General features: G+C 59.3%; 9 protein-coding genes and 4 pseudogenes. 1 reads left to right on the plus strand and 12 read right to left on the minus strand.

Going from position 1 to position 17,590, the window contains the following annotated elements:
* Positions 1 to 578 precede the first annotated feature (578 nt).
* The 9 genes and pseudogenes from C2L66_RS39590 to C2L66_RS39635 form a co-directional block, all read right to left on the minus strand.
* The gene (locus tag C2L66_RS39590) at positions 579 to 1,616 is read right to left on the minus strand and encodes a GNAT family N-acetyltransferase (protein ID WP_233445147.1); all 1,038 of its coding nucleotides are present in this window, start codon (positions 1,614 to 1,616) and stop codon (positions 579 to 581) included.
* A gap of 114 nt (positions 1,617 to 1,730) precedes the next feature.
* Positions 1,731 to 2,948 carry a GNAT family N-acetyltransferase gene (locus C2L66_RS39595; protein WP_060611342.1) on the minus strand — a complete coding sequence of 406 codons (1,218 nt, stop codon included), beginning with the start codon at positions 2,946 to 2,948 and terminating at the stop codon, positions 1,731 to 1,733.
* A gap of 675 nt (positions 2,949 to 3,623) precedes the next feature.
* Entirely contained in the window at positions 3,624 to 4,559 is a 936-nt protein-coding gene (locus C2L66_RS39605; protein ID WP_060611071.1) for a substrate-binding domain-containing protein, read from the minus strand.
* 235 nt (positions 4,560 to 4,794) lie between these two features.
* Positions 4,795 to 4,919: pseudogene (locus C2L66_RS42520) on the minus strand (IS110 family transposase); the annotation flags it as partial.
* Between the two features lie 284 nt (positions 4,920 to 5,203).
* Positions 5,204 to 6,224, minus strand: a pseudogene (locus tag C2L66_RS39615) (IS110 family RNA-guided transposase).
* Positions 6,225 to 6,714: 490 nt separating this feature from the next.
* A pseudogene (locus tag C2L66_RS39620) lies at positions 6,715 to 7,064 on the minus strand (IS3 family transposase); the annotation flags it as partial.
* A gap of 133 nt (positions 7,065 to 7,197) precedes the next feature.
* A pseudogene (locus tag C2L66_RS39625) lies at positions 7,198 to 8,873 on the minus strand (tannase/feruloyl esterase family alpha/beta hydrolase).
* Positions 8,874 to 8,930: 57 nt separating this feature from the next.
* Positions 8,931 to 9,965, minus strand: coding sequence for a hypothetical protein (locus C2L66_RS39630; protein WP_060611073.1), 1,035 nt, complete (start codon positions 9,963 to 9,965; stop codon positions 8,931 to 8,933).
* A complete protein-coding gene (locus tag C2L66_RS39635; RefSeq protein ID WP_060611076.1) occupies positions 9,962 to 11,311 on the minus strand; it encodes an MFS transporter in 1,350 nt (449 codons plus the stop codon). Before C2L66_RS39635 ends, C2L66_RS39630 begins: the two co-directional genes overlap by 4 nt.
* 111 nt (positions 11,312 to 11,422) lie before the next feature.
* Between C2L66_RS39635 and C2L66_RS39640 the strand changes: the two genes are divergently transcribed.
* Positions 11,423 to 12,328 carry a LysR family transcriptional regulator gene (locus tag C2L66_RS39640; RefSeq protein WP_060611078.1) on the plus strand — a complete coding sequence of 302 codons (906 nt, stop codon included), beginning with the start codon at positions 11,423 to 11,425 and terminating at the stop codon, positions 12,326 to 12,328.
* A gap of 171 nt (positions 12,329 to 12,499) precedes the next feature.
* Here the strand turns inward: C2L66_RS39640 and C2L66_RS39645 are convergent, their stop codons facing one another.
* From C2L66_RS39645 to C2L66_RS39655, 3 genes are all read right to left on the minus strand, one after another.
* Positions 12,500 to 13,372, minus strand: a complete 873-nt coding sequence (locus tag C2L66_RS39645) for an AraC family transcriptional regulator (RefSeq protein WP_060611343.1) — start codon at positions 13,370 to 13,372, stop codon at positions 12,500 to 12,502.
* 334 nt (positions 13,373 to 13,706) lie between these two features.
* Positions 13,707 to 15,383: an FAD-dependent oxidoreductase gene (locus C2L66_RS39650; RefSeq protein WP_148654676.1), complete on the minus strand. Its 1,677-nt coding sequence runs from the start codon at positions 15,381 to 15,383 to the stop codon at positions 13,707 to 13,709.
* Between the two features lie 383 nt (positions 15,384 to 15,766).
* Entirely contained in the window at positions 15,767 to 16,585 is an 819-nt protein-coding gene (locus tag C2L66_RS39655) for a hypothetical protein (protein ID WP_148654677.1), read from the minus strand.
* Positions 16,586 to 17,590: the final 1,005 nt, after the last annotated feature.

The following is a 17,590-nucleotide window of genomic DNA, read 5'->3' on the forward strand; positions in this document are numbered from 1 at the left end:
CCGAAACCCGATCCAGTATCGCCGGTTTCGCTCTGCACTTCGCCACTCATGAGCAGGCGCGTCGACGGATGTTCTCATTCATGGAAGGCTGGTAAAAAGTACGCCGCCTGCACAGCAGCATCGGTTACTGCTTGCCGCTCGAATTTGAAAACCTGCATGCGCCACATCCACCGACCTCGCATCGCGGGTTGCCCACCGCCGGGCAGCGTCACGGCCGACAGAGGCGCCCCCTGCCCGTCCATGGACAACCCGCCGCTCAACGCTCGATGGAGGCTAAATCACATTCATCTCCGACTGCCGATCTGTCTGCTCAACCGGGTCAACCTCGCCAGCAGCCGATGGCGGTTCTTCATGAGATGGATCTTGAACTCGTCAGCGATCGGAATCTACGATCGGCGTCTGCCGCTTCACTACGCCCTCCATCGTCAGGGCCGTTCGTTCATGTCACGCAGCGAACCACGACTGAGCGTAGCTCACGCTATTGCCGATCTCACGCCTGAGAGCACGAAGCTGGAGGTTTGCCGCGTGCCCCGCTCCTGACTCGCGCAGAACTGGCTCACGCTCTCCCGCAACTCGGATCAGAGATTCGCTGAGAACGCTTCACTCGACCTGTGGAACACACCGCGCCGGATTGTTCTCGCAACAGAGTAGACAGTACCAAGCCGTTCTACGCCAAGTCGCTGCTTCAGCGTTCCACCAAAGCCGCTCAAAAAAGCGTATGCGGCAGCGGTAGAGAATCCATCAAAGTCGAACGTCAGCTCGCGATCAATCGCTTCTTGGATCGCTTTCCAGATCAAAAGGCTAATTGCCCCGCCGGATGCGGTCTGTGAACGGGACGAAAGAAGATAGTACATGTGGTTGCAGTCCCAGACGATGCCTATCACACCGGCCAGCTGTCCGCGCCGACTATATGCACCTAGCAGGCGCCCCGCTTGTCTTTCAACGAAAGCGTTTACAAGTTCACCCATGACAATAGTGCCATAAGCGTTCGTTCGCGAGCGCGCCGCGAGGTTGGCCTCATAGAAATTGAGAAATTCGCTCGGCCGTTCTATTGGCCGTACCGACAGATGAGTGGCTGCATGCCGGATCACGTTCCGCGTCTTGCCACTCATCCTTGCCCATGCCTCGGCTGACGTGCTACCGGGTGCGATATGAAACGTATATCGGGCCGAAACGTCGAACCCGCGGAGCGCAAACGCGAGCGCATCGTTCACGCGATGGTCAAAAACCTGGAAAAAACTGTCGAACCTCGGCAACTGCTCAATAAGGCGGGCTGTCACGTGCATGCGGTGACGAAATTCGGCCGCAGGACCGCCGACTCCGATCGGCTCAATGACTGGCCCGAGGGATCGCGTCAGTGGCGGCAGGCGCGAGACGCGCCACACACCTCTGCGAGCGAAATAGTACGGCATTTCGCCCAGCACCCGCTTGCCTTGCATTACCGCCGCTGTGTGCCAGTGGCCGTCTGTCGCAATGTCGAGCCACCAACGTTCGTGGAAAATCGAATAGGCTGCGGATGCCGCCGCACGCGAGGTAGAAACTATCGCAGGCATCGGGGTGATCGGACTTTCCTCGGAGCCTTCGTTGTGTAGTGTCAGGTAAGGTTCCGTTGCCATAAGATTGCACCTTCAGCGTAAGCAGAGACGATCGCGCATACCTTGCAAGCGGATGATGCAGCGTGCGTCCGACAGGCATGGCTGACCAGGGGACCCTTCGAACGTCGGGAGCATTCACCGCGCCCGCGAGCGCCACCGACACGCAGCGCGCGCCTTCGCGGACCGGAGGGCAGAAGCGGCTACCCGGCCCAGTCCACGTCGCACGCGGGACATCTGACCGAATAGCAACGCAAATTCTCCAAGCCGACCACGAGTAGTGAGCATCACCGTCGGCGTGCTGTGACGCGATCGCCGGGTAACCCAGTAGGTCTTGTACTCGTTGTATAACGGTCGCATATCAAGGTCTCGGCCGTTAGCGTGGGCCCACCTGGCGACGAACTCTGTCAAAAGATTGCCCGCGGAGAACCGGCTATAGGCTTCGTCATAAGTGAAGATCCAATATTCGACAGTGCGCGGCCCGACGAGATTGATCGATGCGCAGATCGGCACACCGTCGAACTTCACAAAGGTGACCAGCGGCACGGTCTCAAGGTCAGTTTTCGCTGCCAGAGCGATAAAGAAGTCCTGGACACGGTCATCCATGAGATAGCTCGCCCTCAAACGCCGTTCGAGCGCCCATTGCCGCTTGTTGGCAAACAGCCAGTGCAGAACCATGGCGGCATCGTCGATATTCGTACACCATCCGAACTCGGCGTTCCCGCCGGCATTCAGCTTGTCTCTGTAACGTCGCAGGTTCCTCCGAAATGATGGCGAGAGCGTGCGCAGGAAGTCTTCCCATTGATTAAATCCTCGCAGGCCCGCAGTAAATCCCGGAAGCACGTTCAGTCGATCAGGCAAGAGATTCTGTATCCATGACTGCGGAGTTGTCTGCAGTGCCTGCCACCATAGGCTGCCAACCTCGACAAATGGAATCTCAAGGACATCAGCTGGCACATGCATGACCGCACGGACAATCTCCATGCACACCGAGGCGGTTGGCCGACCCTTAAACAGTGGCACCCCGTACTCTTCGTTACTCCCGCAGGTCAGTACGCTAGCCACCCGCAACAAGCCTTTTCGCCTGATAGAAAGTGGCCATAACGCCACCAGTGTAGTGGTGTCGTAGACCAGGACGATGGCAACCATCCCACCCTCGGCAATTGTCCATTTTGCCGCTAGTTCGCAGTACTGATAGTCAAGATTCTGGCCATACTCCTCAGATTCGGCTTGCAACTTCTGCCACTGGGCGTGAAAGGGTTCGAGTGACGCCGCACTCTTAAGAAGATTAACGATGTATCGTCCGTTCTCCGCCGTATCCGCCATCGATGCTGTGGTTGAAAGCTGTATATCCATGTCAAGCCACCCTTGGAGGTGGTCGGGCTCTGCGGCTTGTAGAAGAAGGTGCGAGAGAGCCGACCATGTGCCTGCCATTTTCGCGGTCTATGCCGCTTCTTCCATGCAATCATAATAAGAATGAACTGCAGCCGAGCGCCGTTCCTGCCCGCTTGACTCACACGAGTATTTCAAAGCCGAGCAAATCATGTGCCGCGGCGAGACATGCGACGGGTCGCCAACGCGAAGACCCGTTCTGTCGTAAAGCGGACTGGCGCCGCACAGTCGTCAGCTTCTTGCGTCCCATCAAGCCGCCGCGAACGATGTCACGGTCGGGCTCGCCTTGCCGCATACGGACAAGGACTTGGCGGTACTCGAACACTTCGAACCTCCTGTTGGCCATCGACGCTCCGTTCAAATAGAACGGAGCGTACGGACTTGGAAAGTCGAATCGCGCTCTAGCCTTGGTGCTGCTGACGCCTTTATGCCGCCCGCGTCCGCACCGTCGCCAGTCCTCGTCGGCTGTCCGATGTCTTCATGCTTATCTCAGGGAACGGTGTTGCCGATGAGCGCGAGATGCGTGAGTACGCGAACGCCTTGGTGGAATGACCGCGAAGCGTTTCAGCGCGACGCCGACGGGGCTGCGCTTTTCTGATTGCGCGGAGCAGTATCAAAGACGCTCGTGGATCGCGCCACTTATCTGGCGTATTTCGCCAACAACGACCTGATCGCCGGATCGTTCATGTTTTGTGGCGTAACGGTGACCACGTCGACGAAGAGATTGCGGGGTGGCGGATGGCCCTGCAGTGCGTCGACCATGGACGCCAAGGCGAGGTAACCCATACGATAAGGGTCCTGCAATATGGCGGCATGTACGATTCCTTTTTTGAGTCCTTCCAGGAATTCCGGACGCCAGTCGAATAGCACGAGGCGCGGGCGCTGGCCGATTGATGCGGTCTCGATCACCCGCAGAGCGCCGTAGGCAATAGGTTCAGCCGGCGCGAAAACGGCGTCGAGGCGGCCCGGGTAGCTGTTTATCACCTCGGCGATCAGCACTTCGGCATCGCGCGGTCGATACCCTACGTAGGTATCGATTACCACATCCCATTCCTCTTTGCGGGCAACGCTTAAGAATCCGCTTTCTCTCGCGACAGTCGAACTCACGTTGGGCGCGAGCCGCAGCATTGCCACCTTGGCGCCTCTTTTTAGAACCGGTACCAGGCTGAGCGCCGCTTTCCTGCCAGCGCCGAAATTGTCTGTGTAGACGGTTGAGATTCCGTCGTAATCGGAGCTGTATCGATCCACGAGGATCACAGGGACCGGGACTGAAACCCGCGTGTCGCCGGCCAATGGTTCTGGTGCCAATACCACGCCCGAGACTCCCTGCGTCACCATGTATTCGATAATGCGCAGCTGGATATTCGGTGTATTGAGCGACTCGCCATCGGACGGGCTGCGAATCAGCAGATCTACATGATGATCATGGGCTGACTGCTGTATTCCCTTAAGCAATGTTTGATAGAACACTAAGGATGAGCCAGGCAGGACGACACCGATTGTGCTCGCGAGCGCGGTCGGCACCATCACCGCCAATGACCAGAGCAGCACGAAAAATCTCAGAGGTCCAAGCATGGTGTGTCCACTCGAAGTGGCCTAGACCTGACCGCATAGGCTTGCGGAAAGGCATTTTCCCGTTATGAAGATTCTCGCTGGGCAAGCGGAATCTTTGCCCCCACTAATTTTCAACGACCTTTTGGAATAATAAGCCGATGACCGGCGGGCCGCCATTCTCACTTCGTGGGATGGGGCGGCGGACGGGTTCGGCCGAGATGGAATGGGCATCGCCCTCCCTCCGGGCAATTAGGCACGCCATAAATGTAATCAGATCGTCTCGTCCAAACTGCCGATTCGCCATCTCGCCAGTTTGGGTGTCGACCCAGACAGCTGGAACACCCGCTTTGCAATATCGAGTCCGTACGTCGTAGCATCCATCTGGGGCTATATGAGAGCCACTCGTTTGCACAAGATCCGCATGTTCCAACATTGACAGGATGGGTTGCAGCTCTATATCCGGACTTATTGCAGCCGATGCTGCGCTGCGGCGCCCTATGAAATCCGCTGACTCGCACCTCATTCCTCCGGCGATCTCGAAGCTCTGCCCCAAATCCAGGTTTAGCAAGTCTCGGTCCGACCTGTCTTCTCATCACATACGTTGCCTGCGCAACCTTAAGCGTTCACCCTGTGTTAAACGTTACCTTCTGTGCCGCGCTGACCGGTCATGCCGGTTTCGCGCTCACGTATCCTTTCTGGTATGGTCGATCGTGAGCCAGTACTGCCCAGATCGTTCGCGCCATCTTGTTCGCCAACGCGACGATCACCACGTTCCACGGTCGCCGCTTCTTCAGTTGCTCGATCCACGGGCCGGGCTCCTTTGGCATTGGTCAACACGCTGCGCGGACCGTGAGTCAGCAGCGTGCGCAGATACGTATCGCCGAGCTTACTGATTCCGTGCAGGTTTACCTTGCCGCCCGACCCGGTTTGCTTCGGTACCAACCCGACCCACGCGGCGAACTCGCGACCAGATCTAAATGCCTTCACGTCGCCTATCATCGCGACGGCCGCCGTCGCTGTCAGCAATTCCACGCCCGGAATTTCGCTGATCGCCTTCACCGCGCGATCGTCTTTCTTCCATTCCCGCATCCGCCGCTCGATACGGGCAATCTGTCCGTCCAGTTCCGCTACGCGGCTCCACTGCTCGCGCAAGGTATCGATGAGCACCGCGGGCAACCGATCCGCGACCCGTGCAAGTACTTCCGGAATCGCCTTCGTTATCGCAGCCCGTCCCTTGCCCATCACTTCGCCGTATCCGGTCAGCAATCCGCGCAGGCCGTTGATCCGCATCGTGCGGAACGCCACCAGTCGTTCGCGCGTCCGGTGGAGCGCCAGCATCGCCTACTGGATCTCTGTCGTTACCGCGACAGGCTTGCTCGATTGCTGCACCGCTAGCCAGATCGCCCGCGCGTCCGCCGCATCGTTCTTATTGCGAATGTTGAACGCTTTCACAAACTCCACCGGCATCAGCTTCACCTGATGGCCCATCTTCGTGAATTGCCGTGCCCAGTGATGCGCACCGCTGCAAGCTTCCATCCCGATCAGGCACGGCGCGCGATTCGCGAAATACTCGAGGAACTGCGCACGTTTGATCGGCTTGTTCACAACCTCCCCGGTCTCTTCATCCACGTAGTGCATCTGCGTCACGTTCTTTGCAATGTCGATCCCAACGGGCGTAAGCGTCATGAGGGTCCTCCGGACTGGTTTTGGAAAATCTCTATGATCTTCCGTTCTGGGCACTTTGATGTCGTCGCCCCCCGATGAGCCACCTTTCGGGCTTCAACTCCAATCGCTCACGGTGGGAGGCACTCATTCCATTCCTCCGTTCCTCAAGTGGACGTGTCGAAACGCCACTCTGGCACACTGATGCCGATCGGTTCTGGAGGACCTCCGCACATCTGCTGGGCCCTGCGTCCCCGAAGCGAGGGCGGTGTCCATTCCATCTCGGCCATGATCAGCTGTTCGCCCACACTTCCGCACGGACATCCGGATGTCGGGTTTCGAGGAATCGACGGACATTTGCGGGTCAGCGCCTCGCATCTACTCTTTCTTCCTTGGTCTAGGAATCCTGCGTCGTGCAGGATCGACCGAGATATTCCAACGGCCTGTTAGCCGTCGATCGAGTAGGTCATAAAGTGACGATCTTCATTCGAATGAGTTCGCGAAAAACCATACCACGTCCGGAATGAATCGATCGGGCCACAACGATTGCCAGGCATTCACGCGTGCACTCATCGGTCACCGTCAGACACATCAACGGTTGGCCGTTGGCGCACGCATCGAATACGAAGTCGTACGCCCCGACGTGTCGTGCCGCCGTCGCCGGCTGCGGCCGAGGGCGATGACCGATACGCGTCGACGGGGTCGCTTGCGCGGCACCTGCAAGGCAAGACGCCACAGCCGCCAAGCCCGGTCGGTGCTCATCGCGCGGCCTTGCCGCTCCAGAAAGATCTGGATGCGGCGGTAACCATAACGTGGATATTGCCCTGGCAGGATGCTCATCGCTGCCAGCTCCGGCGCGCCCCTCGCGCGAACGAGCGAACTGGACGACAGCACGGCCGCAGGTCAGCCCTTCGCCCGACATCGGGCTTACAGCAGCGAAATCGAGAACGGCATCCGAGCCACATTGATCTGAGCAACAAGGTAGCCTCGTCCCCTATTACGCGCTCACACACACGAAACTCGACGCCGTGTTCGCGTCGCCGCCCGTGTATCTCGGCCACAATGGATATCGACACAGAGGTCGCGACCTTCCCCGCGTTGCCGCATTGAGGTCAGTCATCGTTAGCGTTCCCGGCGCTACCCCATTCTCCACCCATTGATCGAGGGCCGAAAGCGAGTCGATGGCGGGATGAAACGGCCCTGTACCGTGGCCGACGCCTGGCATCAGATAGAAGCGCACGAAACCATCGACCGTACCCTGCCCGAAGCGCTGTACAAGTCCGTTGTAGTAGTCGGTGCTCGAATCCGTGCTGACGATCTCATCGGCGAGGCCATGCGTCATGATGATCTTGCCGCCTTTCGCGCGGTAAGCGCTCAGGTCCGTGCTCGTCGCATCCGTCAGCGCTGATACGGCCTGCACCCTCGATTGATAGGCGCCGGGGTTCAGAGGATCGAATGTCAGCGAATCGAATGTCGGCACGCGCGTAATGAAATACTTGACCCATTGATCGCCCGTCACCCACTGGTTCGCGTCCTTCTTGCCTGCCGGATTCGAAGGCACCGCCGACTGGCCGAGATCGCGCGTCGTGTACGGTCCAGCGAAAACAGAACCCGCGAGGATGTTGTAGCCCGCATACTGCGTCACATCATTGGCGAGCGGATACGGCAACTGCAATGGCGCAGCGATTGTCTGCACGGTTGCAATCTGTGCGTCAGAGAGACAGGTATCACCGGTATCCGCGCCGTTCGCGCAGCGCACCGACGCGAGCACCGTTGCCGATTGCGCCTTGCATGCAGCAACATTCGAAATGATGCCGTCCGCGACGCCATCGAGCGTATCGCATGCGCTCATCACGGCGTTCTGCAGCATCACCGTTTTCGCGACGTCGAGCCAACCCGCTCCGTTGTTCAGATAGAGCGCACGGCCGAGCACCACATTGCTTAGCCGCAATCCAGTGTAGTTGAGCGCAGGACGGTTCACGACGATGCCGTCATAATCGGCAGGCCAGCGCTGCACTTCGCTCAGACCGTCGCGGCCGCCCGTCGAACTGCCGAAAAAATACGTCTTCGATGGCGCGGCAGCGTAGCGCTTGCTGATCAACAGCATCGCGACGTCATGCGTCTTCTTCAGGCTCAGCCCGCCGTAGTTGGCAAGCGACTCATCGTTGGCCGCGAACTTGCCATCCGTAATGCTCGTGCTCTGGTGGCCCGAGTCATCACCGAAGGTTGCGTAGCCGCTGGCCAGTGGCGTCGGCGTGCCGGTCGGCGCCATATCGAGCGGATCGACGCCTGTGATCAGCGTGCCATCGAAGCCGCCACCGCCATAGTGCAGCGCCTTGTGTTTCCAACTGGTCGGCAGATTAACCTGGAAGTTAATCGCGGGCGCGGTGGTATCGACGGGCGAAATCGCACCGTTCACCTGGCAGTATTCGCCGCTGGTTTCGACGAGTGTCGCGCTCGTGACCGTGGCACCGCAGTCGGTTCGGCAATCGCGGACGCGGGAATCGCGAGCCCGCTTAGTGCGCTGCATTGTGCGGCTGCCGTGGGCGTCGATGTCGATGTACTGCCGACGGTGCTCCCGCCGTTGCCACCACCGCTACCATCGTTACCACCGCCACATGCGCTGATGCAAAAACTGAGGGCGAGCGCCCACCCCAACGGTCTGCTGGTCATCGTCGTCTCCTGAACGGATTAATTGGCTGTCGTGCTATCCGGTCGAAGCCGGATTCGCTACTCCGTCGCGCCGGCTTGTGCGATCGCGGCTGCCTCCACGAACCGTGCGCCGGCGCCAAACAACGCGCGCACGCCGACATGCGATACGAACATCGCATCGCCGCTATGCGCAGCGCCTTCCACTTCATACAGTGCGTGCCGCAACTGCGGATGACGGCCGCGCAGATACGTGTAATACGCGCGGCCTCGTGCGAGCCGTTGCGGACCTTGCATCATCGCTGCGCATGATATGTCGAGCGCCGGGTGCGCCGGATCGTTATCGAGTGTGCCAAGCAGATAGGTCACATCGTGATCGACGTAGCGCTGTTCGAGCGTTCGCGCATCCACACCATGCGCGTATCGAGGCAGTTGTTCGGTGCCGTACTTCCAGTCGTTGAAACCGGGACACGCGTGCGGGTCCATCACCTGCACACAGCCGTCGCGCTGCGGCCGCCATGCATCGAAATACACGTACGATGAAGGATTCGCGATCACGTAGCGCAAGTTCACGTCACGCGCGTTGCAACGCGCCGCCGCATCGCTAAGTATTGCGTGACGATGTGCGACCTGTGCTCCGCCGGAATGCCCCGCGACGACGATCTCCTGCAACTGCGGCAGCGCGTCTCTGTAACTGTCGATCAGCGCATCGAGCACATCGAACGAACTGAGTGGTGCAGGACCGACGGCATCGAGGCCGCCCATCCACGATGTCCACTCCCAATGCAGACAGTTGCCCGTCGAGCGATGATGTTCGACATCCGCCGTTGCCAAAAACTGCGGCACGACGAGCATGACCGCGCTCGCATCGACTGACGATGCGGCAAGCGCGCGCTGCGTCGAATGGAGGTAGGCGTCAGCATCGCGTAGCCGTCCATGCAACATAACGACGATCTGCGTAACCGTGGCGGGCGTGCTGCTGCCGCCCGTGAAGAGCGGCATGCTGCCGCTGCCGCGCGACGTCGATACAAACAGCCTTTCCGGGCCCACGCTCACTACCGGCCTTTCGTTGCGCGGCCTCGCGTCGCGCACGACGTCATTCAACGCGATGCTCATACGCCTTCGCCCAGCCACAAATCAGGCTGCCTGCGCAAACGGCGTCCGGAAGCGCTCAGGCCCACTAGCAGCAGCGACACGATGCCCGCGAAAATCAGATACCAGGCCGGCACCAACCGGGACCCGGTGACGTCGATCAACGTCGATACGGTGAGCGGTGCAAGTCCACCGAACAGCGTCACGGCGACGTTGTACGATAGCGCTACACCCGTCGAGCGCGTGGCGGTCGGAAAGAGCTGTGTCAGCATACCGGGATGTGCACCGGACATGAGACTCAGCACGACGGTAGCCATCATCTGCGCGGCGAACACACGCTCCGGCGTCGGTGCGGCGAGCACCCATGCAAACAGCGGATACGCGGCGCACACCCAAACAATCGTCACCGGAAAAAACAGGCGATACGCGCCGAATCGATCGGCCAGGCGTCCCGCAAGCGGATACCCGGCAATGCCGATGAGCCCCGAAACGGCTGTACCGAACAGCGCGTTCTTCAGCGGCAGATGCAGCTGATGCTCGACATAAAGCGGCATATACGAATGCCACAGATAATTCGTCGCCGCCCCGACGATGATCACGCCCATTGCGCACAACGCCGCGTCTCCGCGCTTACGAAAGAATACGCGCAACGACTGACGCGGCGCATGTCCGAGCCGCTCGCGCAGATGCTCGAACTCCGGCGACTCGGCAACCTTATGACGGATATAAAATCCTATGGGTCCGACCAGAGCACCAATGAGGAACGGGACGCGCCAGCCCCATGACAGGAGTGCGTCATGCGACAGATGAGTGGTTAGCAGAAAAGCGCACATCGATGACAGCAATAGCGCAACGGCCTGCGAGGTCATCTGGAAGCTGCCGAAGAACATCTTGCGTCCGGGCGGCGCATATTCCGTCAACATCGCAGCGGCTGTCGCGAACTCGCCGCCCACGGACAGTCCTTGCAGAATGCGTGCAAACAGCACCAGGATGGGCGCGGCAATGCCGAGCGTCGCGTAACCCGGCGTCAGACCCATCATCAACGTGCTGAGCGCCATCAGCAGAATCAACAGCGACAATGTCTTGCGGCGTCCGTAACGGTCCGCACACGCGCCAATCACGATACCTCCGAGCGGCCTCACCACGAAGCCGATCGCGAAGGTGGCAAGCGTCAAGGTCAGCGACCAGAAGCCGTTGCCTACCGGAAAGAAGACCTGCGAAATCGTCTTCGCAAAGTACCCGTAGATCAGAAAATCGAACCATTCCAGGCCATTGCCAATGACGGACGCGAGTACCGCGCGGCGTACCTGCGAGCGGCTCATCGCCCGGACGTTGGCACCGGGCATCACTGCGTGTAGGGCGGATTGCATGTGTCTCCTTGATCGTCTGCTGCTTTTAGATGCAGAGTACGTGCCGACCTCGCCAATGTAAAATACATATCAGATGAGGTTGCCATATTCCATTCATATACCGGAAAGCAGATGGAACTCAGACACTTGCGCTATTTTCTTGCGGTTGCCGAAGAAGGCCAGTTGACGCGCGCCGCCGCACGACTTCATATACAGCAGCCACCACTGTCGTTGCAGATTCAGGAACTCGAGCAGGAGCTCGGCTTCGCGCTGTTCGTGCGGCAGCCGCGCGGCGTCGCGCTGACAATTCCGGGTGAGGCATTCGCTGCCAGCACGCGCGCGTTGATGTTGGATCTCGAACATGCGGTCACGCAGGCGCGCCGTGTCGCCCAGGGACAGGTGGGTACCGTGCGTGTCGCGCTGACGAGTTCGGCTGCGTTTCATCCGCTGACGCCAACAGCAATCCGCAACTTTCGCGAGACTTACCCCGAGATAGCTATCGAGATGACCGAGGTCAACGCCGCTGAGATCATCGAGTTGATGCTGACTGAACGTGCCGACGTCGCCGTGCTTCGCAAGCCAATCGACATGCCTGACGCGTTTCGCTTCGAGCTACTTGCGCAGGAGCCTATGCTGGTGGTGCTGCCAATCGGCCATCCCCTGATCGGCACACGCCCAATTGCGCTGAAGCGTCTCGCGGACCAGCCATTCATCTTCGTACGCCGACCCGGCGCGCCAGGGATGTACGCGGATTTCGTGCGCGCGTGTCAAGCCAAAGGATTTGAACCCCGTGTTGTCGAAGAGGTGCCGCGCATGGTAACCGCCATCAACCTGGTCGCCGCAGGCGGCGGCGTGTCGCTCGTGCCGGCATCAATGCAACGCTACCATCAGGAAAGCGTCCGCTATTGCCGGATCGCGGGCGATCAGGCGTTTTACGCCCCTCTGCATCTCGTGACGCGAATCGACATGAAAAGCCCGGCCGCCGGACGATTTAGAGAAACACTACTAGAGTTTGTCAGCGCAAGTCCGCAGAAATAGTCAAACTGCGTGAGTCGCGGATTTAGTGCGGTGCTGGCAGGAATTGGCTCGCCGCGGCGGACGTCACAAGTATCCTGCCCAAGTCCGAAAGCCTAAACGGACAAAACGCGCTGCCGTGCGCGGTCGATTCGCAACAAGCGTCCCTCCGATAGTCGCGGCAGATCTTTCCCGTCACACCAAGGGAATATAGATATCGGTTTGCCATTGGTCGCGTGGCGTTTCCGGGAAGACGCTCAGGTAGTGAAAGAACAATGGATGATCCCGAAGTTCCTCCCCGCTTGAAGGAAGCCAGTCGCGATAGATCGGGTAGATTGTCTCGCCGACATGGTCGGTCGATCCGGTATGCCGAATCACTGCACATCGACCGCCTGGAATGACAAGTTCACGTATCCCGTAGAGGTTCGGAGCAACTGGCTCGGCGATTTCGCCGCAGATGTCGAAGCGAAATGCATCCGCCGGTGTCGTGTCCGGGTTGTTCCACGGAATGCCAAAAGTTCTGCTCGATGCTACCGGAGATTGCCCGCTTTGCTTCCGCCAGTCGACGAACTTACGCACGCTTTCGTTGACAAGCCCAGCAGGCCCGCAGTGCTCGAGCGCAGCGACGCGCATCTCGGAGAAATCGACAATTTGTACTTGCATGGTGAGTTTCCTCGAAAGATAGGGAACAACAAAAGTCGCACTCCAGGTCTGCCAGTTCGGATGCTGTCGAAAGGTACTCGGCGCTGTGCCGAACGCGCGCTTGAATGCCCGACTGAAGGCTTCAGGGCTGTCAAAGCCTGCATCGAACGCAGCATCGAGCACCGAGCAGGATTCACGCGAAGCCAGGCGGTGCGCGGCCCGCCGCAGTCGCATCAGTTGGACGTAGCGTGCGACTGGCACCCCTACAAAGCCGGCAAACTGCCGATGAAAATGAAACTTCGAGAAGTTCGCAATGCGACTTAGCGCTTCTACCGAGAGCTCGCCCTCAAGGTTCGTTTCGATGTACGCGAGTACGGCGTTGAAGCGCTTCGTATAAGCGCTAGTGGCGTCAACGTGAGCTTGCATGGACTGGATGTTTGAGTTGTGCGACTTGTGCATGGTCGCTCATGGCCGAATTATCGCGCCTAGCCGCTCTTGCTCAATCTCCAGACGGCCAGTCCGATATGGCCTCTGCTTCTGCAGCGCGTCCCGCCATTCGAGCTCACTCTCTCGCCAGCCCGACAAACAGGGATTTCGGTCACGCCGCACTTACGCAGGGCATGATCAAAGCCGGAGTGTCGAACGACCGTTGACAGTCGAACCGGAAGCCAACCGCGAGCGCACCGAGCCGACCTGGCAGTCTGTGGTTCAAGTGGCCGCGGCGCGACCACTGCACGTCGGAGTACGGACGTATCAAAGCTCATGATCGCATCGGCGTGAAGCCGTCGGAACTCCAGTCCTCGCTTCCAACCCCGTGATGAACGAAGATGAACCCCGCTGGGTCGTAGCGGTTCTTGATCGCCTTTAGCCGCGCATAATTCGTTCCCCAGAAGGCTTCGCGCCAATCTTCACGAAAAAAATCGGTTTCCGAAAGATAGGAGCCGCTTTGAGGCGACAACACTTTAAGAATGGCCGCGGCCTTGGCCACCCGATCGGCCTGGCGATGCGCCTCTGTCATGTCGGGCGTGGTGATTGGGAGCCCCGCAAACGGTGGCGGACCGCCCGTCGCCGCAATCATCAACGCGAATGCTTCGGCAACTTTCGGATTCATCGCGCACTGGCGAGCTTGCTCGGCCACCTCCGCAGGGGCGCCGGCGAGTCCTTTGTTGACGTGCAGTGCCACAGCCTGAAATTGGGCGGCCTCCGCGAGCGCCCCGGCAAGCTGACTGCGTCGTGCCGGTTCGAGCAGCGTCGCGGACAGCCATTGCGATTCGTAGCCGTACACGAATAGCGAGGCCTCGTCCCCATCGCCTCGCCACCAGCCACGGTGCGAGGCCGCTTCAGCCCGTGGGTCGCGCACCAATCCCGGGCTGGCGCTGAGATCCCACCAGTGGCGTGCGGCACCAGCGCCGATCCGAGGTTGGTGCTTGAAGGTGAAACCTGCAGGTGAGGAGCGTATCCAATTGATGAAAGGTGCCCAGACCGATTTGGCCCGACCGTTGTCGAGACCCTGACACACCATCGAGACACGGACTTCGTTTTCGTGAAAAACAAGCTGTTCACCCCATTGGGGGTTGAACAGGTGTTCGGCGTAGTGATCGACAAGCCGTTCAACCAGCAGCCGGTAAGCTGCACGCGATGGTGCCCTGACCGTGAATTCGGCCCAACCGAAGTGCTCAGGCAGGTCGTGGGTCTGTAACGTCAAGCTGGTCAGCACACCAAAGCTGCCGCCACCTCCGCCTTTCAGAGCCCAGAAAAGCTCTGGCTCCCGCGATGCGTTGACCGTGCGGACAACGCCGTCAGCGGTGACGATTTCGGCCTGCAGCAGGCTCGCGGCCGCTACTCCATAACGCTTCGAAAACGATCCGAAACCACCGCCCTGGACGAGCCCGGCCACCCCCACGCTCGTACAGCCGCCACCCTGTACGTATCGCCCCGCCCGAGTGGTGACGGCAGTGTAGACGTCGATCCACGTGCAGCCCGCCCCCATAGTCACGGCGGGCGTGGGTGACATCGAAGAGTCCAGCGGAACGAAGGCATCGTGCAAGTCGATGCGGTTCATCGCGCGTGTCCAGATCAACAGGGAATCCGGCGCGTTCGAGCCGCCCAGGTGACTGTGCCCCCCGCCCTTCCCTACCAGACGCAGATTATGTCGGCGGACGAAATTGATTACCGCAACCACGTCCGCCGTAGAACGGGCTGCCACGGCGTAGACGCTTGCGTGGGGTGTCCATCCGTCGAGCCAGCCTGAGATCTGGGTGCCGCCGGGATCGTCGCCGAGCGCGATCGGATTTCGTGCCTCCTTCAGGCGAGCAAGACACTCGGGCATGCCGGGCGATTGTGTACAGGTCTGCCAGATCGTCGTTGGCCGCAACAGGTTCCCACCCACTGCGCGGCTCAGCGCCTCCCATTCCTCCTCCCGGCCACGCAGGATCACCGGGGCGAGCCCGGCTGGCTCCCGCCGCAGCGGGAGTCGCGCCCGCAAAGATCGTGATGGCGGGAAGGAACGGCAAGGCGGCAACACCTTTCAGGACGCGTCGTCTCTTCATGTCGTCTCTTCTTACCGGGATCCAATCGGCTTGGCGACCATCCTCGAGCATTCTACGCGAGGCGGGTCGGCCCCATCGAGTCGATCACCGAATAACCGGAAAGGATCAAAGCGACACTCGACTTTCAGTACGACATCCTGGATGAGCGCCGCAGCGGACGTCGCTTGCGGCATGAGGCGTAGTCGAGTTCGGGACACGCTGTCTCGAGTGGCAAATCGATGCCGCGAGAAAGCCAACTCTTCGAGGCCTCTCCCAACTCGGGCCGCGATGCTCACGCGGTCTGTGAAAATCCCAATGACCTGCTCTCAGAGTCTGGAAAGAAATTGGGAATTACGGAAGTATTCTGAAAGACATCAACCGGGCGGACATAACGCGTCGCGCCGGACGTCGATGTGAACTCCGACGTACCGTTTTCCGCGGCCTGCGCACTCTTGACGAACAGCAGAAAGCCCGCTGCAGTGGTCGGATCCTGACCCAGATCCATCGTGCTCCCGTCCGCCAGTTTGTAATCACCGTCCTTCATCTGATACTTCTGCGCATCCTGTCCAAGCGACTGGAAAAGCGACAGGAAACCGCCAAGCCCATCCGCTTTCTCGCTAATCGCGTCGGATTGGGATGCGGTGAGCGAAGCTCCATCCGCTTCCGACCACTTGGCATAGCCGCTGACTGCGTCATCATGAAACGCCTTAACCGAGGCGACGAGTGAAGCGTTGCCGTTTAGCTTGCCTTCAAGCCACAATATATCGCTCGCACCAAGTGCTTTCGATGTGACCTTGATTGAGCCGTTGCTCGGATGGAAGTCAAAATGGGCATTGGCGAGGTCCGGCCGCTGGGACAGGATTGACTGCATGGTGGAAGTCAAAGCTTTAGCGATGTTTCGCGCGTCGTTTCCCATTTTCAACGGCGCGCCCAAAGCGTCCTGATACTTTGCGACGCGAGCAGCCGTCGCAGCCGGGTCAACGACGGTCACAGTAGCCCGCGCTGGCGACGCTTCCACTGCTGGCACAGACTGGACCAACCCTGGGGAATCCCGCGCGAGCTGGGTCAATGTCACCGCGTTTGAATTTGCCGACGTGATTGATGCGCCCATTCGTTCTTCTCTCTTTGTCCCGTAAGCGGATTTACGGCGATTTTGCGGAAAACCTGAGTCTCTGTTCCGGTACATGAGCGGCAAAGCTATGGCGGAACGTGAGCATGGACACTCGCTTGTCGATTCCCGCGGCCTCGGCGCCCGCATGGAGTGGAAGATCTGTTCCGGCAAAGCCATGCGATCCAGCAGTCTTACGGCATGGGCATCGAGCGGCGCGGAAGCCAGATCATGATCAGAATGGGCGCCTCGCCGAAGCACTGCGCAAGCTCACGACTGAGCCCTGTGGCGCAGTGCGCATCGGGTCGCTTTGAGCTGAGAAAGCGTTATTTTACGAAGGCAGCCAGCGTTATCGCTGGCGACAGAAAAAGGGGCAGTGCTGGTCTGGACGCCGTCCCGCGTGCTTTGCCCAGTCGGGGGCGAGCCGCTTGCCACTTTTAAGTTTTACGTAGAAATCCACAATAGCACGCTCGTTCTAAAACCTCATGTCAACTTAGATCTCTAGTGACGCCGTGGCATTTGCCTTGCATCGAAACGGCCCACGACAGTGAAAAACCGGGCACGTTCGAGCAGTTGTTTAACGCGTTTCGCACAACGCTTGAGAAGGAGTTTACGCTTCACCGCTGAAGATCAGATCCCCGGGCGACGGACACCTTATTTCAAGCGCGTTGCAACGCAGTTCGCTCCGTGTCATCGGATGAGTTTGGCCCTATGCATTGAGAGCAATTTCAGTTACCCGGATCTTTTGACGTTGGAATCGACTCTGAAAAGTCTTCAACTTTTTCGAATGTTGAGAGCACGGAATGACGACGAAAACCTGTCAGATCCCGAAATGTGTCATGCCACGTCATCTCAGAGGATTTCAGTGCATGTTTCATGGCATTCCCTGACATACTGACACATATGGGCCCAACTTGAACTTCTATTTTCCGCTGCTTTGCTCGGTGATTAACTAAAGATTCCTTATTAAATCATGAAATCCCGGCCCGCCCGCCGTATCACGGCACT

This window comes from Paraburkholderia caribensis (genome assembly GCF_002902945.1).
Taxonomy (GTDB): domain Bacteria; phylum Pseudomonadota; class Gammaproteobacteria; order Burkholderiales; family Burkholderiaceae; genus Paraburkholderia; species Paraburkholderia caribensis.